This window comes from Sporosarcina sp. FSL K6-1522, from assembly GCF_038622445.1.
In the GTDB taxonomy this organism is placed as follows: Bacteria; Bacillota; Bacilli; order Bacillales_A; family Planococcaceae; genus Sporosarcina.
This window is the reverse complement of sequence record NZ_CP152019.1, coordinates 3,365,574-3,390,564: the sequence shown is the minus strand read 5'-3', so window position 1 is coordinate 3,390,564 and position 24,991 is coordinate 3,365,574. Positions and strand designations below refer to the sequence as shown.

Annotated in this window: 28 protein-coding genes and 1 riboswitch; of the genes, 27 read left to right on the top strand and 1 reads right to left on the bottom strand. The window is 43.0% G+C overall.

Annotated features, from left to right (window positions below; genetic code table 11):
* Positions 1-10: 10 nt before the first annotated feature.
* The 27 genes from MKY34_RS16795 to MKY34_RS16665 all read left to right on the top strand — a co-directional run bounded on the left by MKY34_RS16795 (position 11) and on the right by MKY34_RS16665 (position 24,596).
* Positions 11-205, top strand: a complete 195-nt coding sequence (locus MKY34_RS16795; protein WP_342512264.1) for a hypothetical protein — start codon at positions 11-13, stop codon at positions 203-205.
* A gap of 60 nt (positions 206-265) precedes the next feature.
* Complete coding sequence (locus tag MKY34_RS16790) at positions 266-1,774, top strand: phage portal protein (protein WP_342512263.1); 1,509 nt, start codon at positions 266-268, stop codon at positions 1,772-1,774.
* Positions 1,775-1,929: 155 nt separating this feature from the next.
* Positions 1,930-2,100, top strand: coding sequence for a hypothetical protein (locus tag MKY34_RS16785; RefSeq protein ID WP_342512262.1), 171 nt, complete (start codon positions 1,930-1,932; stop codon positions 2,098-2,100).
* A gap of 22 nt (positions 2,101-2,122) precedes the next feature.
* The gene (locus MKY34_RS16780; RefSeq protein ID WP_342512261.1) at positions 2,123-3,283 is read left to right on the top strand and encodes a phage minor capsid protein; all 1,161 of its coding nucleotides are present in this window, start codon (positions 2,123-2,125) and stop codon (positions 3,281-3,283) included.
* A gap of 282 nt (positions 3,284-3,565) precedes the next feature.
* Positions 3,566-4,117, top strand: coding sequence for a phage scaffolding protein (locus MKY34_RS16775; protein ID WP_342512260.1), 552 nt, complete (start codon positions 3,566-3,568; stop codon positions 4,115-4,117).
* Between the two features lie 18 nt (positions 4,118-4,135).
* On the top strand, positions 4,136-5,062 hold the full coding sequence (locus MKY34_RS16770) for a phage capsid protein (RefSeq protein WP_342512259.1): 927 nt from the start codon (positions 4,136-4,138) through the stop codon (positions 5,060-5,062).
* An 80-nt stretch (positions 5,063-5,142) separates the two neighbouring features.
* Positions 5,143-5,598, top strand: a complete 456-nt coding sequence (locus MKY34_RS16765; RefSeq protein WP_342512258.1) for a putative Ig domain-containing protein — start codon at positions 5,143-5,145, stop codon at positions 5,596-5,598.
* A gap of 17 nt (positions 5,599-5,615) precedes the next feature.
* Positions 5,616-6,014, top strand: a complete 399-nt coding sequence (locus MKY34_RS16760) for a hypothetical protein (protein WP_342512257.1) — start codon at positions 5,616-5,618, stop codon at positions 6,012-6,014.
* Positions 6,015-6,019: 5 nt separating this feature from the next.
* The gene (locus MKY34_RS16755; protein WP_342512256.1) at positions 6,020-6,355 is read left to right on the top strand and encodes a putative minor capsid protein; all 336 of its coding nucleotides are present in this window, start codon (positions 6,020-6,022) and stop codon (positions 6,353-6,355) included.
* Positions 6,355-6,702, top strand: a complete 348-nt coding sequence (locus MKY34_RS16750; protein WP_342512255.1) for a minor capsid protein — start codon at positions 6,355-6,357, stop codon at positions 6,700-6,702. The genes MKY34_RS16755 and MKY34_RS16750 overlap by 1 nt, the downstream gene beginning before the upstream one ends.
* Complete coding sequence (locus MKY34_RS16745) at positions 6,702-7,100, top strand: minor capsid protein (RefSeq protein WP_342512254.1); 399 nt, start codon at positions 6,702-6,704, stop codon at positions 7,098-7,100. Before MKY34_RS16750 ends, MKY34_RS16745 begins: the two co-directional genes overlap by 1 nt.
* Positions 7,101-7,559, top strand: a complete 459-nt coding sequence (locus MKY34_RS16740) for a phage tail protein (protein WP_342512253.1) — start codon at positions 7,101-7,103, stop codon at positions 7,557-7,559.
* A 105-nt stretch (positions 7,560-7,664) separates the two neighbouring features.
* On the top strand, positions 7,665-8,126 hold the full coding sequence (locus tag MKY34_RS16735) for a hypothetical protein (RefSeq protein WP_342512252.1): 462 nt from the start codon (positions 7,665-7,667) through the stop codon (positions 8,124-8,126).
* Between the two features lie 9 nt (positions 8,127-8,135).
* Positions 8,136-8,690: a Gp15 family bacteriophage protein gene (locus MKY34_RS16730; protein WP_342512251.1), complete on the top strand. Its 555-nt coding sequence runs from the start codon at positions 8,136-8,138 to the stop codon at positions 8,688-8,690.
* Positions 8,691-8,781: 91 nt separating this feature from the next.
* Positions 8,782-14,001 (top strand): tape measure protein, encoded by a 5,220-nt coding sequence (locus MKY34_RS16725; protein WP_342512250.1) that lies wholly within the window; start codon positions 8,782-8,784, stop codon positions 13,999-14,001.
* Between the two features lie 13 nt (positions 14,002-14,014).
* Positions 14,015-14,899, top strand: coding sequence for a phage tail family protein (locus tag MKY34_RS16720; protein ID WP_342512249.1), 885 nt, complete (start codon positions 14,015-14,017; stop codon positions 14,897-14,899).
* 3 nt (positions 14,900-14,902) lie between these two features.
* Complete coding sequence (locus MKY34_RS16715; protein WP_342512248.1) at positions 14,903-16,009, top strand: siphovirus ReqiPepy6 Gp37-like family protein; 1,107 nt, start codon at positions 14,903-14,905, stop codon at positions 16,007-16,009.
* Entirely contained in the window at positions 16,010-16,837 is an 828-nt protein-coding gene (locus MKY34_RS16710; protein ID WP_342512247.1) for a hypothetical protein, read from the top strand. It begins immediately after the preceding gene.
* 38 nt (positions 16,838-16,875) lie between these two features.
* Positions 16,876-17,823: a hypothetical protein gene (locus MKY34_RS16705; RefSeq protein ID WP_342512246.1), complete on the top strand. Its 948-nt coding sequence runs from the start codon at positions 16,876-16,878 to the stop codon at positions 17,821-17,823.
* Positions 17,824-17,836: 13 nt separating this feature from the next.
* A complete protein-coding gene (locus MKY34_RS16700) occupies positions 17,837-18,178 on the top strand; it encodes a hypothetical protein (protein ID WP_342512245.1) in 342 nt (113 codons plus the stop codon).
* Between the two features lie 2 nt (positions 18,179-18,180).
* Positions 18,181-18,324, top strand: coding sequence for a hypothetical protein (locus MKY34_RS16695; RefSeq protein ID WP_342512244.1), 144 nt, complete (start codon positions 18,181-18,183; stop codon positions 18,322-18,324).
* Between the two features lie 232 nt (positions 18,325-18,556).
* Positions 18,557-18,955: a phage holin family protein gene (locus MKY34_RS16690; protein WP_342512243.1), complete on the top strand. Its 399-nt coding sequence runs from the start codon at positions 18,557-18,559 to the stop codon at positions 18,953-18,955.
* On the top strand, positions 18,952-19,752 hold the full coding sequence (locus MKY34_RS16685; protein ID WP_342512242.1) for a peptidoglycan-binding protein: 801 nt from the start codon (positions 18,952-18,954) through the stop codon (positions 19,750-19,752). The genes MKY34_RS16690 and MKY34_RS16685 overlap by 4 nt, the downstream gene beginning before the upstream one ends.
* A 320-nt stretch (positions 19,753-20,072) precedes the next feature.
* Positions 20,073-21,848 (top strand): ATP-binding protein, encoded by a 1,776-nt coding sequence (locus tag MKY34_RS16680; RefSeq protein ID WP_342512241.1) that lies wholly within the window; start codon positions 20,073-20,075, stop codon positions 21,846-21,848.
* A gap of 45 nt (positions 21,849-21,893) precedes the next feature.
* The gene (locus MKY34_RS16675) at positions 21,894-22,427 is read left to right on the top strand and encodes an RNA polymerase sigma factor SigX (RefSeq protein ID WP_342512240.1); all 534 of its coding nucleotides are present in this window, start codon (positions 21,894-21,896) and stop codon (positions 22,425-22,427) included.
* The gene (locus MKY34_RS16670; protein ID WP_342512239.1) at positions 22,424-23,599 is read left to right on the top strand and encodes a hypothetical protein; all 1,176 of its coding nucleotides are present in this window, start codon (positions 22,424-22,426) and stop codon (positions 23,597-23,599) included. The genes MKY34_RS16675 and MKY34_RS16670 overlap by 4 nt, the downstream gene beginning before the upstream one ends.
* 77 nt (positions 23,600-23,676) lie before the next feature.
* A riboswitch (FMN riboswitch) is annotated at positions 23,677-23,806 on the top strand.
* A gap of 208 nt (positions 23,807-24,014) precedes the next feature.
* Positions 24,015-24,596, top strand: coding sequence for an ECF transporter S component (locus MKY34_RS16665; RefSeq protein WP_342512238.1), 582 nt, complete (start codon positions 24,015-24,017; stop codon positions 24,594-24,596).
* 79 nt (positions 24,597-24,675) lie between these two features.
* Here the strand turns inward: MKY34_RS16665 and MKY34_RS16660 are convergent, their stop codons facing one another.
* A complete protein-coding gene (locus MKY34_RS16660; RefSeq protein WP_342512237.1) occupies positions 24,676-24,927 on the bottom strand; it encodes a ferredoxin in 252 nt (83 codons plus the stop codon).
* Positions 24,928-24,991: the final 64 nt, after the last annotated feature.

The window sequence follows — 24,991 nt, the reverse complement described above, 5'->3', positions numbered from 1 at the left end:
GAGAAAAAGGATGAACGCTATTTTGATGCTTAATAACGGCAATGAACTTATATTGGATGATTTTGCAACTGACCAAGTGCTGAAATCCGTTCACAAAGGGGATTTATCAAACTCTCTGGTTGTTATTCACATTGCAGATAAAACCGGCAGATTAAAGTATTCAATCCCCCTTAATTCCGTTAACTACATTGAGTATAGGGAATGAGGTGGCAATTTGAAACTGGTAGACCGAATCAAAAATCTATTTAAGAGAGGAGGGTATGCATTGTCAGGGCAAACGCTAAAATCTATTAATGACCATCCGAAAATCAATATAGATCCTGCTGAATTGGCTAGGATTGAATCAAGTTTCAGCATCTATAAAGGCGATTACGACCAAGTGAAATATATCAACTCGGCTGGACACCAGAAAGAACGAGATTATCAGAGCATCAACATGATGAAATTGAGTTCGAGTCTACTGTCGGGCCTTGTGTTCAATGAGCAGTGTGAAATCGTTGTGTCAGATGCTGATGAAGAAAAAGGGACGACGAACACCTACAAATCAGCTGATGACTTCATTCAACACGTATTTGAGCATAACGACTTTAAGAAGAATCTAGCGAAGTACCTTGAGCCGATGTACGCAACTGGCGGATTGACTGTTAGGCCTTACGTTGACATGAACAGCGGGCAAGTAGAGTTCTCATGGGCCTTGGCAAATGCGTTCTATCCCCTCAGAAACAACAGCAATGGAATATCAGAAGGTGTCATGAAGTCGGTAACGATGAAGATGGTAGGCGGCAAGGCTGTCTATTACACGCTGCTAGAGTTTCATGAATGGCAGGAAGGCAATTACGTCATTACTAATGAGTTATACAAGTCCGATAACAAAGCCGAAATCGGTAAACTAGTGCCATTGAGTGATTTGTATGACGGATTGCAAGAAGAAACGGTAATCGTAGGACTGACCAGAACATTGTTTAACTATGTCACACCAAACGGATTCAACAACATCAATCCTCACAGTACGCTAGGTCTAGGGATTGCTGACAACTCCAAATCGACACTCAGAAAGATTAATGACACGTATGACCAGTTCTGGTGGGAAATCAAGATGGGGCAGCGGACAGTGTTTGTGAGTGACTTCATGCTGCAGACGATGCCGTCAGAGGATGGTATGCCACCTATACAGGTGTTTGATGCAGATACCAACGTTTACAAGTCAATGCGTATGGCGCAGGACGAGGAAATGGTCAAGGATGTTACGAGTGATATTCGGACAGAGCAGTATGTTGCAGCTATCAACCAGTCATTGAGGACATTGGAGATGGAATTGAAGCTGTCAGTCGGCACATTTTCATTTGATGGGCGTTCGATGAAAACAGCTACCGAGATTGTGAGCGAGAACGATTTAACGTTCAGGACTCGTAACGACCATGTGAATGAGGTCGAGAAGTTCATCAAAGGTTTAATCGTGTCGGTCTTGGAATTGGCCAAAGCTACTACTTGGAATGGCAAGAAGCTATTTGATGGCGATATACCAACGTTTGAGCATATCGGCGTTGATTTCGATGACGGCGTGTTCCAAGATCGTTCGGCGTTGCTTAGGTTTTATAGCCAAGCCAAAGCGTTCGGACTGATACCAACAGTTGAGGTCATCCAGCGTGTGTTTAAGGTTCCTAAGAAGACCGCTGAGGAATGGTTGGAGGTAATCCAATCAGAGCAAGTGGAGATGGACCCGATGGCTATGAATTACCGAAACGAGAAAAAAGAATTTGGTGAGGAGGAGTGACGGATGAGGATAATACGATTTATACACTTATTTAGATTGATGAAGATCAAGCGGATAAAGTCTCCAACTTTTACTGTGAGGTTCGGAAGTGAAATCACTGCAACGAATATATGGATTCATTCTAAAAACTGGCGTTTTAATTGGGAGTGATTGTGATGGAATTAAGAAAGATTGTTAAGGTGTTAGAATCGTGCAGGTACGAGTGCGAAGCTGGACCACTTGAAAACAACACGGCTTTTATCGCGTTGAAGGAGCTGGCTGAATCAGAAGAGGATAGAATTCTTCAAGAAAAAGCGGATGGCGCATTAGAGGAATATTTAGAATAACTTGATTAAAAGGAGTGATTGAATGACTATCACACCAACCCAATTAGATTTATGGTCAGGTAACATGTCGGAACTTTATCAATCGCTCGAAGGTGAAATCATTCGCATCATCATTGAACGTCTGAAAAATGGACATGAAGATATAACCTACTGGCAGGCGGAAAAGTTATCGGAGTTAAGATTATTTAACGCTGATGTTGTGGCGCTTCTTGCTAGTGTTACACGGGTGGCGGAACCAGAAATCAAAAAGATGTTCAAAGAAGCGGGCAAGGGGATTGTGCAGGATATTGACAAAGTTATGCCGCAACCGGCGAAACCGATGCCGAACAACCTAGATAGCGTTATGAGGGCGTACCACAACCAAGCGTGGAGCGAGATAAACAACTATGTGAATCAAACTCTGGTAACTACTCATTACGGAGTGGGGACGGCGCAGAGGGCTTATACCAATGTGCTTAATGAAACATCTGCCGCATTCAACACCGGGCTATACACTTTTGAGCAGTCGGTCGAGCGTGCTATCGCTAATTTAGCGCAAAAGGGCATCCAGTCTACTTTCGTGGATAAAGGCGGCAACACATGGAATCTTGAAAACTATACACGAACAGTTATGAAGTCAACGCTCAACAACACGTATAACGAGTTACGCAAAGAGCGCATGAGTGAGTATGGCGTTCATACGGTCATCGTGCCCAGTATTGTTGGTTCGGCTGACCGTTGTAAGTTGATACAAGGTAACGTGGTTGATTTGCGGCAACCTAACGATATTTCGATGGATAGCGAATACAAATCTATTTATGACCCCGTGTGGGCTGCCGATTATGGTTTGCCGGGCGGTCATTTAGGGATTAATTGCAGGCATTTACACGTGCCCTTTATTCCGGGTGTCAACACGAACAATCAACCGAAGGTCGACCCTGAACTTAACGAACGGGTGGCAAAGGCGAGGGATACACAGCGTCGTATCGAACGTGAGATAGTCAAATACAAAAAGAATCTCATGGTTGCTGAAGAATTGAAAAGTGGCAACGCGGCGCATTGGAAGATGATGGTCGGGCGTAGGCAGGCGGCTATGAGAAAGCACTTGGAGGACAACGGTGAGTATCTAAGGCGGAATTATAAGCGCGAGAAGGTATATACCCCGTTAGATACGTTGTTGAAAGACTTTTCTTATGATAATTGAAAGGGGTGAGAGGTGTGAAGTGTTGTCAATGCAGTAATACAAATAGGCTAGTAACGTTTAAAGGTATGTATTATTGTCTTTTGCATTACCGCTGCATCCCTTATCAAGAAAGAATACAGGAGCTATCACCCGAAAGGAAGTGATCCATATCTCGGTTCGTGCATCCGTTATTGCACCTGACTTTAGCAATAGTCATTAAACAGGCTTATTTGTCGTTCGTGCAACGTAAATGCACAAATCCAACGCAGACAAGACTGCGTCACCAAATGTAGGAGGAATGAAATGAACAGAGAAGCATTGAAAGAAATGGGATTGACTGATGAACAAATCGATAAAGTGATGGCTAGTCACGGTTCTGTGGTAAACGCAACAAAGGGTGAACTAACGGCAATGACGACTGAACGAGACGACTTGAAAGGTCAATTGACTGATCGTGATACACAGCTTGAAGAATTGAGAAAGATCGATGCGGAAGGTTTGCAACAAAAGATCACTGAGTTGCAAAGTGCAAACGAAACCACGAAAAGTGAGTACGAGGAGAAACTTCATAATCAAGCGTTTGATTTCAAACTACAAGAAGCGCTAACGGGTGCAAAAGTACGTAATCCGAAAGCGTTAAAAGCGTTGTTGGACGTGGAGAAAATCAAGTTAGACGGTGAAACGTTGCTAGGCTTGGACGACCAATTGAAAACGCTGAAAGAATCGGATGACTATCTGTTTGAATCAGGGGAAACGCCACCCAATTCACCGGCAATCGTCACGCCGGGCAATCCGAATGGCGGAGAGAATACGCCAGATGATCCGTTTGCGGCTAAGATGGCGAAATACAACTAATAGGAAGAGGGAATGAAAATGATTAAAAAACCAGAACTATTGCGTTTGAACATCCAGTTCTTCGCGGGAGAAAACAACAACCTAGCAGTACGTAGTTACCAGAAGCAATTCAAGGAACTATTGCAAGCGGTCTACCAAAAGCAAGCATACTTCCGTGAGTTTTTCGGTGGTGGAATCGAAGCGTTGGATGGTGTTACTCACAATAAAACTGCATTTTCCATCAAAACAAGTGATATTCCAGTCGTTATCGGCACGGAATACAACAAAGATGCTAACGTTGCATTTGGAACAGGCACAAGCAGCACTAACCGTTTCGGCGAACGGAAAGAAATTATCTACACGGACACAGATGTGCCTTATGACTGGGAGTGGACTTGGCACGAGGGTATCGACAAGCACACAGTCAACAATGACTTTGCTGCAACAGTTGCTGACCGTTCGGAATTACAAGCGCAGGCTAAAGTGCAGTTGTTTGATAACAAAGGTGGACTGTTCATCTCAAAGGTTGCTGACCAAACGTTTGATTTAGCTGACTTGTCAAATGATGCGGTGTTAAAGCTGTTCAACGACCTGTCCAACGCTTATGTGAACATGGAAGCGATCGGGACGAAAATGGCGTGGGTGAAACCAGAATTGTATAACGCAATCGTTGACCATCCAATCACTTCTACTGCAAAGCATTCTGGTGCGAATATCGATACGAACGGGATTATCACATTCAAAGGCTTCCAAATCAAGGAAGTACCTGAAACGAAATTCCAAGCCGGCGAACTTGCTTATACATCTATCGTTGGTGTAGGTAAACAGTTCACGGGTATCAATACAGCGCGCACAATCCCTTCAGAGGACTTTGACGGCGTGGCGTTCCAAGGAGCTGGTAAAGCAGGAGAATTCATTCTACCGGCTAATAAAAAGGCTGTTATCAAAGTTACACTTACGCCCTAACGTGCCCCAACCGATTGTCGGTGGCGTAACAGCTACGACTGATGGGGCTATTATCAACTTATCTTAAAAGGAGGGTCGTAATGGCTGAAACATTCAAGATTTACAAGGGAGCCACGATGGTTAAAGAGGGGGTTAGTCCCCTCGCTATCACTGGTATAGCGCCGAATACAGCGGTAGCAAAAGGCGATTATCAAGCTGTCAGAGTGCTAGATGGCAAGGAGTCCGCGAAAGTGGACATTCCGGCGTTTACTACTCTACCGATTAGTGTTACAGGCGTGACTTTGACGCCAAAAACATCGAGTGCTGAAAGCGGAACGGCAGCGAGTCGTCAACTGGCGGCGGCTGTTGCACCCGCTAATGCTACGAATAAAGCTGTCACCTATTCAATCGCACCAACAACCGCAGGGTTATCAGTGAGTGCTACAGGATTGATTGAGTGGGATGATTCGGTTGCTGATGGAGTCTACACAACAACAGTGACAACTACTGACGGCAACCATACAGATACACACGTATTGACGTTAACAACGCCATAAGAAAGCGGTGATTATGTATGGCATATTTAACTTTCGCAGAGTTTGAAGATTTGAACCAATCGGATCTAGAGGAAACGCAGTTTAAAAAGCTGTTGCCAAAAGCTTCAGCTATCTTGGATAACGTCACTAATCACTTTTACCAAAGGTGCGACATCGAGAAAGATAACTCGTGGCGGGTGCGTCAGTTTAAACAGGCGTTATGTGCTCAAATTGAGTACTTTAACGTTTTGGGTGCAACGACATTCGAGGAGATTAATAACTCGCCACAGACGTTCTCGGCAGGACGTACTAGCGTCTCGAATGCTAGTCGATATAATCCTTCTGGATCGAATGAAAGTAAGCCGTTGATAGCTGAGGATGTATTCGTATATTTGGATGGAACTGGTTTGCTTTATGCCGGAATCGGGGTGAGGTAATGGTGATGCCGAAGCCACCCATCGATTTCCTTGTCGATTCATTCATCTATCGAGAATATACGGGCGAAAACAATTGGTCGGAACCAGAATACGCTGCACCTGTATTGATTGAATGCTGTCGTATAGACAGAGGGGCGGCGTATACATCTACGACAGCCGGAAAGCTATTACTCTACAACGCTGTAGTGTTTTGCTACGAAGGTATGACGACGCCCTTGCCTGCATTTAAAACGCAATCCGTTCTTGAATACGATGGACAGGAACACGTGGTAACGAAAGTAATCCCAATCTACGAAGCCTACAGCACCACTATTTACTCTTACGAGTTGGAGGTGGTCTGATGGTGCGGGTGACAATTAATCTAACTGGCGTTAAAAAGAAATTGAGCCAAGAAGCGGTCAACCGCGGTAGATACGCACTTGCTAATCAAGCGATGCCCGACATGAATCAATTTGTGCCAATGCAATCCGGAGGGGGTATCCTTCGGTTGTCAGCTGCAATCGATGCCGATGGTAAAAGTATTATGTACAACACGCCATATGCACGAGCGCAGTTTTACGGGACGAATGGTAAAGCGGTATTTAGTAATTACACAACGCCGGGGACTGGTTCTAGGTGGGATTTAAAAGCAAAAGGCGTATTCATGAGCGACTGGATCAATGCGTTTAACAAGGGAGCTGATTGGTAATGGATTTTATCGAAAGATTACAAGACAAAATAAATGCCATGCCACAACTTCCTGTTGTATGTAAGCTCGGATATCTCGGCACAGATGAATCGCTTGTGCTTTATCCGTTGCCAGGCTCGAAAGTCGTACAAGAATACATGGACGGCACGAGTGATCAGCAACTCAACTTTGAGTTTGCAATGAAATCGAAGTCACAAAGTAAAATACACCAAACGTTGTGGCTGGTGCAGGGCGAGTTAGAAAAGCTGAAAGAGTTGCATAGCCAAGACGGAAGTTTCGAATTCGAAGAAATAACCATAACGAACAAACCCTTTATCAATCAAATTGATGAGCAAGGTTGGTTCGTTTTTTTGTTGGACATTCAAGCAAACATTACAGTTTTGAAGGAGGAAAAATAGATGGGTAGAAAAAAGAATGCGTTACGAGGGCACTTTGTGCAAGCTTATGTACCAGGGGCAGATACACCGGTGACTGATGATTGGGTGGAACTGGCGAAACTAATTTCCGCAATCAATGATGATACACAAGAGGAAACAGAAGACACAGCGTGGTATGACGGGGATGGTACACCAGAAACATCTGTAACTTCGGTGGCAGGGGCGTACGGCGTAGAAGGTCAATACGATCCCACGGACGAAGCGCAGCAATTAATTGCAGATATGAAATATAAGACTGGTGACGGACGCAAAATCTATCATAAAATCGTGTCGTCTGATGGCACGAAGCAATGGGTGGGGCGCGCAACAGTGACAGCGATTGTGGCGGGCTCTGGAGATGCGAGCGCTTATGAAGCATTTAGCTGCAACATTCGATTTGACAGCATCCCGGAAGAAACAGCGGTGACGCCGGGCCCGTAACAACCCCGAATGTGGCTAGTGTCACACCGACTACTGACGGGGCTATCATAACACTGGATTAAGAGGTGCCTACGGGCATCTCTTTTAATTTGAGGAGGACTAACCATGACGAATGAAATTGTAATCGACATACAGCGCACGGGGTTTCCCGTCAAGATTGGATCAATCGAATTGTGGTTCGACAGTTCACTAGAAAATCTCAGGCGATACTTCAATGTCGATGAAATTGCACGACGAAAACTAAAAGAAGCGCAAGATAAAGCGCAACACATTCATTTTCCCGCTGAAATCACCGAGGAAAACATAGGCGACGTTGACGTAAAAAGCGTCGATGCGGCACTTGACGTCAACAAAGAGTTTATTGCTGCCCAATACGACATCGTTTTCGGTGACGGTACATTTAAGAAAATCTATAAAACATATTCCGATATTTTAGCACTGGAACAAGCGCTAGAAGTGGTGGGTATCGCTATCGGCGAACGGCTTGAAACTCTTGAAGAAGAACGTGTTGCGAAAACAGAAGCTAAAAAAGCGGAATATCTGAATAAAAAAGCATCGAAGAAGTAGGTGACTGGCATGCGGTTAAACGATGCGTTGGACACTCATTTTTTGTTTGACGAGGAAATGCACAACATTGATTTATCTTTTGACAATGTGTTAGATGTGTTTGATGTGTTCGGAGATCCCGATTTACGAGGTTATGAAAAAGCTGAGATTGCCCTCGTTCTGTTGCTGGGTAAAGAATACAAAGGCGATACTAACCAACTATGGAATTATGTCTATGTAAAATTCATCCACGTTGAAGACAAACGTCCTATCGAATACGACCGAAAAGGCAATCCTATGCCTGTTCAAAAAGAATCAAAGAAGTCGATTGATTTTGAGAAAGATGCCGAGTACATCTTTGCTTCGTTCCAACAGGCCTATGGAATGAACTTATTTGAACAACAAGGTAAATTGCAATGGTCGGAGTTTCGGGCGCTGTTAAGCGGCTTGCCATCAGACACAATCATGCAAAGAATCATCCAAATACGTTTGTGGGAACCGTCAAAAGGTGAATCGAGCGAATACAAGCAGGCGATGCGGGAGATGCAGAAAATATATGCTCTCGAAGAAGTAGAAGAAGAGTAACCAAGAGTCGTCCATTCGGGCGGCTTTTTATTTTTGGGGAAAGGAGGAGATTACCATATCGAAAGATGGATCTATTGAAATAGAAATCGTTGTGGATGATAAGCGGGTAGGCGCTGTAGTTAGCGAGTTAGATAGACTTGAAGTAGCTGGCACTAAGTCTGGTAAAGGAGTTAAAGCAGCGGCGGATAGCGTCAATAGTCTTGGTGACAGTAGCGCCAAAGCGGGGTCAAGCGTCAAAGGCGCAGGTGACGCAGTCGACAAACTGTCAAGTAGTAGCGCTAATGCTGCTAAAGGTGCGCAAAGTGCATCTAATAGCGTAGATAGTTTGGCGAGTAGCGCCAACAGTGCCGGTAAAGACTTAAAAGGTGCCGATAGTGCCGTTGATGAACTTGCTAGTAGTAGCGCTGATGCGTCAAGGGGTGTAAATGATGCATCTGGCAGTCTGGATGATTTGGGAAGTAGCGCAAGTGACACTGCGAGCAATTTACAAGGTGCAGACACGGCGCTTGACGATATCGCAAGTAGCGGGTCAGATGCAAGCGGCAATATCGACGATGTAACCGATAGTTTAAATAATCTGGGTGACAGCGGTTCAGATACAAGTAACGATTTGCAAAACGTGGACACTGTTATCGATGATTTATCAAATAGCACATCTGGCGCAAGCGACAATATTGACGATGTGACAGGGAGTCTGGACAACTTATCTGACAGCGCTGAGGACGCAGCTAACAATGCAGATAATGCGGGAGATAACATTGACGAGATGGGCCAGCAGACGAATAGAGCGACTATGGGCATCAAAGAGTTAGTCGTATCGCTCGGGCTTGTTGCTCTTGCATCCAAAGCATTCGAAGTCATGAAATCCGCATTGGACGGGGCTATAGCCCGATTCGATACTCTGGAAGGGTTTCCGGTTGTTATGGAGCGCATGGGCTTTAGTAGTGAACAAGCGGAGTCGTCGATTGCTAAATTGTCAGATGGGATTCAGGGTCTGCCGACAACGCTTGACGGTATTGTTGCTAGTGCGCAAAACATTGCAATATTGACGGGTGATTTAGATAACGCTACAGATACCGCGCTAGCTCTCAATAACGCTTTCCTGGCGTCTGGATCGAATGCGGCGAATGCTGAACGTGGACTCACTCAATACGTGCAAATGTTATCAAAAGGCACAGTGGATATGATGTCATGGCGTACATTACAAGAAACAATGGGATACGCACTCAAAGAGACAGCGGAAGCATTCGGGTTTGCAGGGGCATCGGCACAAAACGACTTGTACGCGGCACTGCAACAGGGGACTATCACTTTCGATGCGTTCAATGCAAAGCTCCTTGAGCTGAATGATGGAGTTGGCGGGTTCGCCGAATTAGCAGTAACGGGTAGTGAAGGTATTGCGACGTCGATGAGTAACCTGAAAAATGCGGCGACTGTCGGCGTAGCAAACATTATTAAATCATTTGACAACCTATCAAAGGCGACAACGGGCAAAACGATATACAAAAATATCGATAGCTTGAAAGTGGTTGTGAGTTCATCTTTCAAAGCTATCGGTGCGGCGATTGAGGGTGCTGCGCCTATCGTCATTGCGTTTGCGTCGGCGGCGCAAGCCACAATCCCGGTTGTACAAGCATTGTCGCCTGCAATCATCGGGTTAGTGGCGGCGTATGCGTCGTATGTGGTTGTTAGTAAGGCGACGGCGGCAATACAAGCATCTAACAGCGTATTGGCGATTGCTCAAGCATCGACAGCAGCTTTAACTATAGCTACCAGAGCGCAAATGGCTGCGGCCGCAGCATCTGCTACTGCCACCGGTGCAAATGCTGCGGCAACGGTCGCACAAACGGGTGCAGTCAGTTTAAGTACATTAGCAATCGGTGTGATGACGGGAAAAATCACTTTATCCACTGCTGCTACCATTGCTAAAACAGTAGCGACATACGCCCTAGGAGCCGCTTTGAAGTTTTTAGGAGGCCCTATCGGTTGGCTGATCGGCGGCATCGGAGTATTGGTGACAGGAATAGTGGCTTTAAATAAGTGGGTCAACAAATCTAGTGAAGAAGCGAATCGACTAAGTGCAGAAACGGAAGCGCTTGGCAACTCTACAAATTCGCTGAATGAATCAATCAAAAGTAATGCTGAAGCATACAAAGAATCCATTAGCGGCATAGAAACAAATCGTCAAAAAAATGAAGAGTTGATGCGCACAGTTGAAGAGTTATCCGCTAAAGAAAATAAATCTGCGGCAGAAAAACAGCTACTAGCGGGCTATATCAACGAACTAAACGGTTCGATAGATGGGCTGAATCTATCCTATAACGAAGAAGCAAACGCTTTGAATATGTCATCTGAAGAATTGGGAAAACGTGTTCAACTTATGGCGGAGCAAGAACGTTTTACCGAAGCTATGGAGCGTCAAATCGAAATTGTCAAGGAACAATACGAAGCAGAGTCCAAACTTGATGAATTGACGCTAAAGCGAGAGGAATGGCGGCAAGCTGTCGAAAATGGCACAGCAACAGCCAAACTTGCAGCGGAAGAGATTGCTAAGCTACAAGAGGAAGAAGATGCACTAAAGGTTACTAGCGGGGAACTGTCGGAAGAATACGACCGCACTATGAAAATTATTGCCGAGGCTACTGAAAATGGCGTGAATATAAGTAAAACCGCGCTTGATGAATGGATTAGTAAGAATGAAGAACTGATAGGTAGTATGAGTGATACCTATAACGAGCTTCTTGATCTAACCACAAACGCCTTTTCTAAGATGAGCGAAAAATCCAAGGCGTCCGGCGAAGAAATGATAGCCAACCTAGAACACAACCAAGAAATGACAAGGCGATGGGGAACGAACATTGCAGAACTTTACAATCGAGCTGGTAAAGATGCCATTGATGATGGGTTTGTGAAGTATTTGGAAGGTTTAGGACCATCAGCAGCGGCAGAAGTACAAGAAGTCGCCGATATGTCAGATGCAGAATTGAAGAAATACAGTGAATTAATGGCAAACAGCGCAACAGTTGCGAGTGATAGTCTGAAGAGTTCGTTAGGTGAAGGTCTTGAAGGTGCGGTTGATATAGTGACTGGTTTTGTCGACAATAGCGCTCAATCACTACGTGATCGAATCGCGCAATCTGATTTCGAGTCTATTGGTACTGCTATCCCCGAAGGATTGGAAGGGGGAGTAGAAAAAGGTTCGAAAAAGGTCAGTGTTGCAACCGCGAAAATGGCTGATGACGCAACGAATTCCGCTAAAGATGCGCTTGGTGTACGTTCCCCGTCAAGGGTATTCAATGAAATCGGAACCAACATAACAGAGGGACTTGTCCTCGGAATAAACGGCGGAACAGCGGCAGTTATAGCGGCCATTCAAAAAATGTTCCAATCGGTTCAAACTGATTCGAGCAACAGCTTCAAAAACATCGTGAAGAATTACGATACGTCCGTGAAAGAAATTGAAACAGCATTAAAGAAATTACCCGAAATCACGCAAAAAGCCATGAAATCTATGCTTGATAAACTGAAAGAGGGCGCAAGTCCACAAGTAAAAGTAATGACTACTTTAGCTAAGGATTTACTTACTCCATTCAAAAACACGCCAACGCAATTTCAAACAATCGGTAAAGATGCGATGGCAGGCCTTAATCGCGGACTTACATCAGGTGAAGCACAAGTAATGGCTACCGCTAGAAGAATCGCCAATAGCGCAGCTAACGAGATGCGGAAAGCGTTGGATATCCATTCACCTTCACGAGTCACTACCAAGATAGGTGAGCAGACGGGTGAGGGTGTTGTCGTCGGCCTAGAAAGCAAGCAAAAAGATGTGAATGCCACATCCAAAAAGATGGCCGAAGCGGTCGCATCCATCATTGAGGGTATGCATGCAGATGTCAAAAACGAAACTTCCAAGCACAACGAAGAAATCAAGATGATTGAGAAGCGCACCAAAGAGGATATCAGTCTGATCCACGCCAAAGCAGCTAAGGAAAAAAGGAAGCTGACGGAAGCAGAACTTATTCGAATCGAGCGGATGAATGAGGACTCCAATAAAAAGATTATAGCGTTGGAGGAGAAAATCGCCAAAGAACGTGAAAAAATCGCTACGGATAGCAGTAAAATCCTAATCGAGCTATCCGAGAAATACGTCAAGCAGAAAAAAGCTAACGGCGAAATGAGTCTCAAAGATGAAGGTCACTTTTGGAATCAGATGTACGCCACACTTGAAGTTGGTAGCGTCGAATATGAAAAGGCTATGCAAAATCATCAGAATGTCGTTAAGCAAATGCGTGACAAGATGGAAAAGACGAATGAAGACTATGCGAAGCGTATTGTCGAGATTGATAAGAAGCTAGTTGATGATACCAAAAAACTCAATGACGAGTACAATCAAGCCTACTCAAAACGAGTGGATGATTTATTAAACGTTGCTGGATTACTGGACGAGTTTGTCGAGAAAGATTATGTGTCTGGTTATCAATTAATCCACAATATGCAAACTCAAGTAGATGCACTTGAAGAATTTTCATCTGTCATAGGTAGTCTTGGTGACCGAATCGACAATGATGCTTTGTTCGAAGAATTGCAAGCGCTTGGACCGAAATCAATTACTGAACTTAGAGCACTCAACTCTATGTCTGACGAAGAATTAAAACACTTCGCAGGTTTATATGAGAAACGTTTTGAGCTAGCTAGAACGCAAGCCAACAAAGAATTAGAACCGTTGAAAGAAGACATTACTCAGCAAATCAAAGACCTCAACGAGGCGTCGCAAAAAGAACTACTCTTAGTAGAAAAAGAGTGGAAAAAAGCAATCAATAATATTGTGTTGGGTACTCAAAAAGAATTTGACAGCATGAATCAAGTTGGTAAAGACGCCATGAAAGGTCTTGAAGGCGGCATATTAAGCATGGAATCCAGTTTGATGGCAACAGCTCGAAGAATTGCTGACAGCATTAAAGCTACAATGCAATCCGCACTAGACATCCATTCTCCATCGCGTGTCATGCGTGATCAAGTCGGGAAGATGATTCCCGCAGGTATCGCAGTAGGAATAAAAGATAATGCGAGAATGGTTTACAACGAACTCGAAAACATGGCGAATAAGATGATTATGCCAGCTACTCCAGAACAAGCACTAGGGACGTCGAGAATGGCTTACAGCGGACGTGTCGGAGTGAGCGGTGGCAACACGTTCACTAGTAGAACCGATAAGTCTAAAAAGCAGGAAAATGATATCACGATTATCACGAATGACAGTGGCGCGAAAGAAATGGAGCGCACCTTGCGAAGATTGCAATTTGGATTATAAAGGCGGTGAGTAGATGATTACCAATTTGAGTGTGACGAATAACAGTGGCGATAAATTCACATTCAATCATTCCAACAGGCTAACAAAGGGGCTGGATCTAAGCGGTTTACGTGCTAGTGTGAACCGCTTGGAAACAACTTCGCCTGGATCGAAATATCAAAAGACCAGACTAGAGGAACGGGACTTTGACATCGAATTTAGGATGATGCGGCACAGTTCACCTGAAATCGTGATGGATAACAAACGCGGGAATCTATATAGAGTGTTCAACCCTAATCGTAACCCTATGCGCTTGGATTTTAAGTTGAGCGATGGGAAAGATTATTACCTTATGGCGGAGTTGACGAGTTCTCCAATCATGCCACCCGACAAAAGCAATAATAACGCCGTGTGGCAAAATGCATTGTTGCAGTTTATCGCCACTGATCCATTCATTTATGAAGCAAATCATCAAAGCGTGGACGTAGCTACGTGGATTGGCGCGTTTGAATTTCCATTGGAGATTCCTGAGGAAGGAATTGAAATGGGCTATCGTAGCGAGTCGTTGATAGCGAACGTATTTAATGGTGGGCAGGAATCAACCGGGATGCTAATACGATTTAAAGCGCTCGGAACGGTCGTCAACCCATCGCTTGTCAACGTCAACACATACGAGGAGTTTAAACTCAATTTTACAATGCAGGGTGGCGACATGATTGAAGTATCTACTTACCAGGGGAGAAAAACAATTACGTTGATACGTAATAACGTGCGCTCGAACATCTTTTATGCGCGGAAGTTACTGAGTAAGTTCTTGCAATTAGATGTGGGCGATAATCTTTTCAGATACGATGCAGAAAGCGGCTTGGAGAGTCTTGAAATACAAATGAATTTCACGCCGCGCTTATTGGGGGTGTAACGAATGGAATTAGAAGTGTTTGATCTAGCGTTGAACAATATTGGTCTGGTTGATGTCTACGAGGAAATAAAATTTGCAATTAATTACGAAAAACGTAGTGAGCTAATTTTTATTGTCGATGCGTCCGTGGAGAATATCGAATTACTCAAAGAAGATGTGATACTAACAAAAGCAAATGATTTGGAACGCGGCTACATCATAAAGCACTTCGAGTTTTTGGATGATAATTCGAGTCGTCTATTAATTGAAGCTCCGTCTGTGAATGTCATATTAAATGACCGATTAATACTCGGCCAACAATCACATAGTGGAAACATTGAGGATGTGATGAAAGCTTTTGTGAATGCAAATGCGGTAAATCCAGCCAATCCAAATCGCGTCATCCCTAATTTAATTATTGGAGAAAATACAGGCATTGATATTGAGGTGAATGAAACAACTATCGACGTACCACTTGATGAATATCAGTATGAATTGGCAAACAAATACGATATCAGTTGGGATCTTTTACTTGATCACGAGAATAAGAAATACGTATTCACCACTTGGCAAGGCACAGACAGAACGACAGAACAGAATGATAATCATCACGTTGTGTTTAGCAAGGAACTAGAGAATATCATCACGCAAGAATACGTGACAGACAACCAACATCACAAAACAACGGCTATCGTAGCGGGCGAGGGTGACGACACGGAAAGAGTGCGCTTAACTGTCAATGATGAGTTGGCGGGCTATGAACGAAAAGAAATATTTGTTGATGCGCGGAGCCTGCAAAGTAAGTACAAGGACGAAAACGACAACGAGGTCACATTAACTCCGGAAGAGTACAAAAGCGCACTGGAAGAGCAAGGCAAGAACATACTGACTGAATATAAACCAATACGAACATTTGAAAGCGAAGTCGACATGTACTCACAGTTTGAGTATGGTGTCGATTATTTTTGTGGAGATAAAGTTACGATTGAAAATGAGGATGTTGGGATAATCATGCACACGAGAGTAGTGAGCGCGATAGAAATCTACGACAAAACGAAGGATGACTTAAAGTTGGACTTCGGGTCGAGCATTCCGACGTTGATAGATAGTATTAAAAGGATGGTGAAGTAAATGGCCGAAATAAGTGGTTTTTTCGACAGCTTTAATGGAGATAGGAGATATCGAGCAGAAAGATTCGCTCGGTATTTTGGGCGGTTCATTAAGAATGGCTACTTTCCCGATAGCGACATAAGTTTAAAAGTATTTGAGAACGATGGAATGACTACATTGCTAAAAGTAGGCGCAGCCTACATCAATGGGTATGACTATGAAGCTACAAATGACATAGTTAAAACGCATGATATAGCTGATGGTGTATTAAACCGTATTGACCGTATTGTGTTGGAACTCAATTTCGCAAATCGAGAAATCTTATCCAAAATCAAAAAAGGTATTCCCTCTAGTAGTCCAGTAGCTCCAGAATTACAACGTGATGCAGATATCTATGAATTAGGGATTGCGGATATTTATATCGGGGCAGGAGCAACTGAAATTACTCAATCACACATAACGGATCAAAGAGGTAATGGAGCGTTATGCGGTACAGTCAATAACTTATTCGCAATGCAAAGTGTACACGCGTCCGCAGTGCTTGTTAATGATGCTAACCGTAATTATGATTCGCACAACCTTGAAGCTGTCTTAGATGAATTAAAACGACCATTAAATACTTACAGAGAAGAGTTAGACCTAACTACCAACATATTCAAAGTGGTTAAGCTTAAGCGAGTAAACGGTACGCTGCATCAAAAGAAAACTTTAAGTGCTCTTGTTGGCGGTTATTACACTGTACAAACAATTGAGTTTTATGACATTACAGGAACGACCGTTATAAAAACGGAAGTTTATGATGTAACGTGGGACAGTAACGGAAATCCTACAAGCGTGGTGAAGAGATAATGGGGTTTATATCTGAACATTATGGAGTTATTAATCCTATGGAGCAATTATTAGATCACAATGTAGGAGTAAATAAAAAGTTTAACTTTCTTTATTACTTCGACTTGAATAAGATGATTTGTCTTAATCCAGATGGTTTGAAAAATTGGGAGTATACTTCAAAAGGTCAATACGTATATGATTTTGCTCTGGATCAGAAAGTTGGCTTGATATTCGTTATTTCGAACGGCTATGTGGAATGTCTAAGTATGGTAAGCGGAAACTTAGTGTGGAGTATAACAAGATTAAATAACTGGACAAACGGTATAATGACGATTTCCAACAAAAACGGATATATATACGATAGAGTGTTTGTATCAGGTGCTTCTAGATTTAACGTATACGATTACAACGGAAATCATGTGTTAGGAAAGCAGTATAACGGCGGTAAAATGCAATATAGTGATAAAGAAGATGTATTAGTTCTGCAGGTTTCAAGAAATTCATATGCACTTAGTAAAGATATAAATCAATTGAAAATGAGTCCTAGTTCTTATATTTCAAGGAATTTCGTTTTGGAGAAAAAAACAAACGAAATGTATATTTTCACAAATGCAGGTTTAAGAAAATCGACTCCCATGACATTAGATTCACCTGTTTTAGTTGGTACTCAATTAAGCTACGATGCTCAAGACACAACAACTCAAACTGTCGATGATGAAGGTTTTATTTATATAACTAGAGTTATTAACTCAACTAATACATTGATAAAGATAGATAAGAATACTGGCGTCCAAGTTTATACTAAAGTAATAAGAAGGTTTAGTATAGATAACGGAGCGCCTACCATGACACAAGATGCAGAGTATTTATATCAACAGGTATCTTCAGTTGAAAGTGACGGAGATATATATAAAATAAGTAAATTAGACGGAGAGATAGTTAGTAAATACAACTTGTCATTGAGATATTCTAAACTAGTACACACATACGATTCACTGACATAAAGGAGGTGTATGAATGGCTTACGTAGTCTATATTGAAGTTGATGAAAAAGGCATCATAACCAGACAACACAGAGACCCTTTTAATCCAATCACAGGGCTAAAAAAGACAATGAGCGAGTTACTCATTACTGGTTTTTTAATAGACCCTTTCACGGAACCTGAAATTATAGAAGGAAAACAACCAATGGCTATGTTCGATGGCGCTAAGGTTTACTATGAATATGTGGATATTGAAGACCCGAAAACCGATAAAGAAGAACTAGAAGCGTTAAAACGAAAAGTAGATACACAAGATCGAGTAATTGAAGAAATACTTTTTACAATCATACCCGAAATAACTGGAGGAGGAATTTAATGATGGCAATGTATATCGCGCAAAAAATTATGGATGGTAACCAAGATTATGAAAAGGTGTTTAGCGTTACTATTTACAAACGATATCAAGATGACGTGGATGCAATTTTGATCGGCGAGGGAAAAGAAGATTTAGTCAAGCGATAAAACGCAGCATAAGCTAGCGTTATTTTTTATGTCAAAAATGAGGTGATTAAATGGAGGATGAAATTGTAGTTGCATGCACTGGTTGCGGAAGCGAAATTTGCTTCTGCTGTCCGTGGTGTCGCATGAGTTGTTGTGAGTGTATCGGACAAGATGAAGAAGACTAGATATAGCCTTCCACAATTATGTGGAGGGTATTTTATTTGTCAGAAATTTAAATTGAAGGGTGAGATATATGCAAATGATTGACTGGCTGAATAGTTACTTAGAATCGGATAACTCGAAATTGATTTACATTCTAGCGCTCATTATGGGTGCGAATGTTTTAGATTTTACAATTGGGTGGCTTAACGCCAAGTTTAACCCCAAAGTAGCATTTTCGAGTGCCAAAGCCATCTTTGGCATTGCTCGTAAGCTGTTGATGTTTATCCTGCTAGTTTACGCAATCCCTGTTGCTTTATTGATGCCGGAGCCGTTGGGGATTAGTGCGCTATATGTATTGTTTTTAGGTTATTTAGCAAGCGAGATTAATTCGGTGCTGAATCATTTTAAATTGGCTGAGGATGACAAAACGATGGATCCGTTTATTGATTTCTTCAAATCGGTTTTTGACAAGCGAGGCGGCAAGTCGTGAGCGTAACTACATCTAATCGCGACATCAATGCATTACATCCTGTAGCACAGCAAGCGTGCCGACTCTTTCTACAAGAGTGTGAAAAAGCGGGAGTGAAAATTTTTATTACAGAAACGTACCGTAGCCAGGAGCGCCAGAATTACTTGTATGCACAAGGTCGTACACGTCCCGGCAAGATTGTCACGTGGACACTCAACAGTAACCATAAAAGTAAGTTAGCGTGGGACATTGCCGTGATCCCACCAGCCAATTTATATGATGTGGTTACGCTTAATAGAGCAGGTGCGATTGCACGCAAGCTTGGTATCACATGGGGTGGAGATTGGAAGTATAACATCGACCGTCCGCACTTTGAAGTTAAATCGAGTTGGAGAGCTCCTGCAAACGACACCGTAAAAGAATTACAACGTCTGTTAAACAAAATCGGCTATAAGTTAGATGTTGATGGTCTTTATGGTCCAGCAACGACTAATGCGGTTAAGGATTTTCAGAAAGTGAATGATTTAACTGTGGACGGCTCTGCAGGCTCCGCTACGATGGCTGCACTTGAAAAGGCGACAAAACCATCACCACCAACAGTTGCGGTAGACACACCAAAGGAGGTTGACGAAATGGCACAACAATTACCTGATACACAAAAGAAGGATATGAAAAACCTATTAGAGCACGCATACAATACCAGAGGAAAAGATGGAAAACCTATTTTTAGTGTGAATCATGCCCCTAAAGTCGATACAATGACCCGTGGACAAGCTACAGATTTATTGATTAGTTATGTGGCACGGACTGCAAAGTAATGCGGTATTGACGTTTTTTCTTGAAAAAGGCAAACTGTTAACATAGTACGTGGCTGGTTACTTAAAAGGCGACTTACTCATTAATCTGAGTAAGTCGCCTTTTTATTTGGTTTACATACGACCGCCAACTCAATTGAGAAGGCGACCGGTTTTGTTTGAGTATCTACTATATAAATAAATCACAAAAACTAACACGAAACTAACATTCATTCTGAAAACAAGTGAAATTAAACGGTTTTTAGTTTACAATGGCATTATCAAACGTTTCGACCTCAACCGGAATCGAAACGTTTCGAAACGGAGTGAAAAACCATAGTTATATGAATAGAATATGGAATTCAATCGTCGGGAAGCTATGGGCAACCATATTGCTTCTCGTTTCCTTTGTCTTGTTTATTGTAACGGCATTGTTACTTGAATTTCTGGATAATTTCCACACCCAGCAAGCAGAAGATTCTCTACGCAGAGAGGCGGCGACGATTAGTAAAATTGTGATCGATCATGAAAGTAAGTCCTCGATGCAATTGATCATTAAAGACATTTTGGACGATGAAACGAATGCGATGATTACCGATGCCAGTGGGGAAGTCGTTCATACCTTTCATAATGGATTAAACAAAGAGCAGATTGAACAAAAAATTCTTTCTGAATCCTTATTTTCCACGAACCAGAAATCGGGTACGCCTGTTTTGAAGGAAATGATTATGCCATCCATTTTAGAAGAAAATGTGATGGAACAATATCTTGTTCTTTCTTATCCTGTTGAAGAAGCACAAGCAATTGTTGGATCTGTTATTATTTATCAAAGTTTGGAAGCTGTTCATAGAACGACCAAGCAAACAACGAATATCGTCTTTCTTTCGGCCTTTATTGCCTTTGTTTTAACGACATTTTTCGCCTTCTTTTTATCAACAAGAATTACGTCGCCTTTACGTGGGATGCGGCAAGCGGCGCTCGAATTGTCAAAGGGGAATTTTGATACGCGATTGCCGGTTATGCAAAATGATGAAATTGGTCAGCTAGCTACGGCATTCAACCAAATGGGTAGACAGTTAAAATATCATGTTGAACTTATTAGCCAAGACAAGGAGCAGTTGGCTAGCATTTTAACGTCTATGACGGATGCGGTCATTACGTTCAATCGAGATTATACAATTTTACTGAGTAATCCACAAGCGGAGCGGGTCTTACAAAATTGGCACTTTAAAAAAGCAGCGGATGATGGGGCAATTCCGCCTGAGATTTTGCACATGCTTGAACATGTGCTGACATTTGCGGAAGAAATCGAAGACGAACTGGAGCTTGGTGGTCGCTTCTATGCGATATCGATTAGTCCATTGTATAGCGGCGATAGTATTCGAGGCGCAGTAGCGGTCTTGCGAGATATGACAGATCAGCACAAACTGGAGAAACTGCGCTCTGATTTCATCGCCAATGTTTCTCACGAGTTGCGCACGCCGATTTCATTGCTTCAAGGCTATAGTGAAGCAATTCTTGACGGCGTGACGACAAGTGACGAGGAGCGCGATGAAATGGTGCAAATCATCCATGACGAATCGATGAGAATGGGGAGACTGGTTACAGACTTGCTCGATTTAGCGAGGATGGAATCGGGGCATATGCGTCTGTACAAGGATGATCTTCCTGTTGTCCCATTTCTTGAGCGTATTGTCCATAAGTTTATGCAAGTGGCTCGGGATGCACAGGTTGAGCTAGCGTTTGACTATCCAGAAGGACAAGATATCGTGTCGCATGTCGATGAAGATCGTTTAGAACAAGTGTTTACGAACCTACTTGATAACGCGATTCGCCATACACCGAATGGTGGGAAAGTAACATTACATCTAAAGAAACATCTAGATACTATGGAAATTGCAGTGGCGGATACAGGTGTTGGCATTCCGGAAGAGGATTTGCCGTATATTTTTGAACGCTTCTACAAAGCGGATAAAGCGAGAACGCGTGGTAAAGGTGGTACTGGGCTAGGGCTTGCCATTGCGAAAAATATTATCGATTCTCATGGTGGCCGTATTGTAGCGAAACGAGCAGAGGAACAAGGAACAATTTTCAGCTGTACGTTGCCATTAAAAATGTAACTTATTCGTCTGTCTTACGACTAATACATTGAACGGGGGGATTGCATGGATGACTCCGTTTTCCATCGGCTTTATGAGCAATACCACCATGATGTGTTCACATTCTTAATCTATTTGACAGGAGATCGTGATCATGCCGAGGACCTTATGCATGAGGTATACGTAAGGGTATTGCGGGCATACACCGGTTTTGAGGGGAAAAGTTCCGAAAAGACCTGGCTTTTTTCGATTGCTAAAAATGTCGCAATCGATCACTTTAGGAAAAATGCTGTTCGTAAAAAGCATATGTTCGATAAATTCGATTGGGAAAAGAGCGAACTCATATCAACAGGAATTCCACCTGAAGAGCTCGTAACGCTTAGTGAGGAGATGAAAGAGCTGTTGCATGCACTCGATACTTGTACAGGTGATCAGAAGATGGTGATCCTGATGCGTTATTTCCATGATCTTTCCATTGCCGAAACAGCTGAAGTGCTTAACTGGACAGAAGGGAAAGTAAAGACGACGCAACATCGAGCGATAAAAGCATTACAGAAAAAAATGAATGCTCTTCCGGCAGAGGGGAGGAGAAATGGATGACCGGTAAAAAGTGGGATGACGAAAACATGGAACAACTTCTTCGCAACATGCCCGCTATACAAGATCAGCGTGCAAAATCAGATGTGCTAGCACGTCTAAAGCAAGATGAACGTTTACAAGGCGCGGGTCGTAAAAAGTCGAACAAGTGGATACCTGCATTCGTAGCAGTAGCAGCCCTGCTCGTGTTAAGTATACTCATCCCATCGATGATACGTGGGAATCATTCCGCCGTGGAGGATAAAGCGATGGAATCACGTGATACTGCTGCAACAGCAAGTGAGGAGATGGCCACCACTCAAGAATCAGGGGTGACATTTTTCACATCCTTGGATAACGCCAGTAGTGAAAGTCATGTAATCCTTCCAAATGAGTGGGCAGGGATGCAGCCTTTTCGTATCGGCTTGTCGCATGCTGCGACAGTCATTCCGGTGACCTTTATGATACCAGAAGAACGCATTGCGACGGACTTTTCAACAGGGAATCCAGATAGTGTGGCACTCTATACAGCATATGCGCCAGTCATACCAGAAACCGAACTTGGTTTTGACGATTATCATCCTTACAAAGGGAAGCTGATGGTGCAGGAGAATACCATTGTGCATCAAGTATCTGAAGGACATGGCTACGATCAATCATCAGCGGCTAGCATGGTTTATGAGCAGTCGTTTGAGGAGACATTTATAGATCATCTGCAATTCAAAACGGTCGATGCACAAGGCGAATTGGCGAACTTTAATCAAGTGGGAAAAACTGAAATCCATACATTGCCCGGTGGAAAAAGGCTTTTACCTTATTACAAATATACGATGCCCTCGGGAATCGATTATTTAATACCAGAAGGCGGGGAACCGTTTTCTTCAGTGAAAGAGGCGCTTATGGCTATGCAGCAAGCCCCCGATGATCTAGTAGTATCGCTTATCCCGACAGGAGTCACATATAATGTGCGGGTAGAACAAGAAACGGCGACCATCAGCTTTAACAAGCAACTAGACATTGCACAGTTCTCCCTTGGTGAGTCACTTGCCATGATTGAAGGTTTTATGTTGACGGCAAGTAATTACGATATGCAAATTTCGTTTGACAATGTCTTACAAGAACAAGTTGGTAAATATGATTTGACGGAACCACTGCCACAACCAATTGGTGTGAACCCAATAGAATTTTCGCAATGAGAAAAAGAATAGAATGTAAACAATTAGGTTTACATTCTATTCTTTTTTGTATATGATGAAGTTGTAATAAAATATTGATTCATCTTCGGGGCAGGGTGTAATTCCCGACCGGCGGAAATGGAGATTTTTTCCTAGCCCGCGAGCTTAACAGCTGATTCCGGTGTGATTCCGGAGCCGACAGTATAGTCTGGATGGGAGAAGGTGAAGGTACGGCTGTCTTTTTGTGTTGTCCACAAAAAGGGTGCTTATTTAAGTGCGAATGAAAGAAGGGGGAAGTAGCTTCTTTTAGACGTTCTTTTAAACGAACCTTTAACACTCCCCTGAGCTTATTTGCTTTGGGGATTTTTTGTAGACGCGGATGGACGGAACGGCCTTTCCTCTTTGTGAAGTGAATCGCAAAAGGAGAGAGGAACACATGAACAACAAAAAATTGCGAAAGATGATTCTCATCGCAATGCTAGGAAGTATCGGTACAGTATTAATGCAGTTCAATTTCCCGTTACCCGTATTACCGAGTTTTTTGAAAATCGACTTTGGGGAAATTCCTGCGGTATTGGCGATTATGACGATGGGGCCGGTGGCAGGGATTGCGGTTGAATTGATTAAAAATGTGATGTATTGGTTCATGTCGGGGAGTCCGACGGGCGTTCCGGTAGGGGAAATTGCGAACTTTGCAACAGGAGTCCTATTCATTATGCCAATCTATTTCATCCACAATAAATTTAAAACGTCTAAAGGCTTAGCTGCTGGACTCATTGCAGGAACTGTTGCGATGGCTGTCGGGATGAGTGTTTTGAATTATGTACTGTTCTTGCCGATGTATACGTATTTCATGAATTTCCCGGCAATGGCAGGTAGTGAGTTGTCAGGCTTTATTGTGCTAGGGGTTTTACCTTTCAACCTCATTAAAGGTGTGATGTTGATGGTAATCACTTTATTCCTTTTCAAGAGCATGAGCAAATGGATTGCGAAGCAACGCATTCAGTTAATGGCGTAAAATAACGTCATCATATAGATAGAAAGAAAGACCGTCCTGAGATTTTTCAGGGCGGTCTTTCAACGCGTAGAAGAAATAATTAGTCTTCGTATTTTAGCGGATCTCCGTCGAACGAAGCGTCCGCAATTTTGATTGAGTCAGTCGGGCAGCCGTCAAATGCATCTTCCAAATCCTCCATCAGTTCTTCTGGAACTTCTGTTGTACCCGTGTTATCATCAAGGATAACGTAGGCGATTCCTTCGTCATCATAGTCATAGATGTCAGGCGCAGCGGCTCCGCAAGCTCCACAAGCGATGCACGTATCCTGATCGACGATTGTATACTTAGGCATAGTCTTTCTCTCCTCTTTTCTCCCTACAAACGATTTACTTCACATTCCATTCTAATGATGTTTC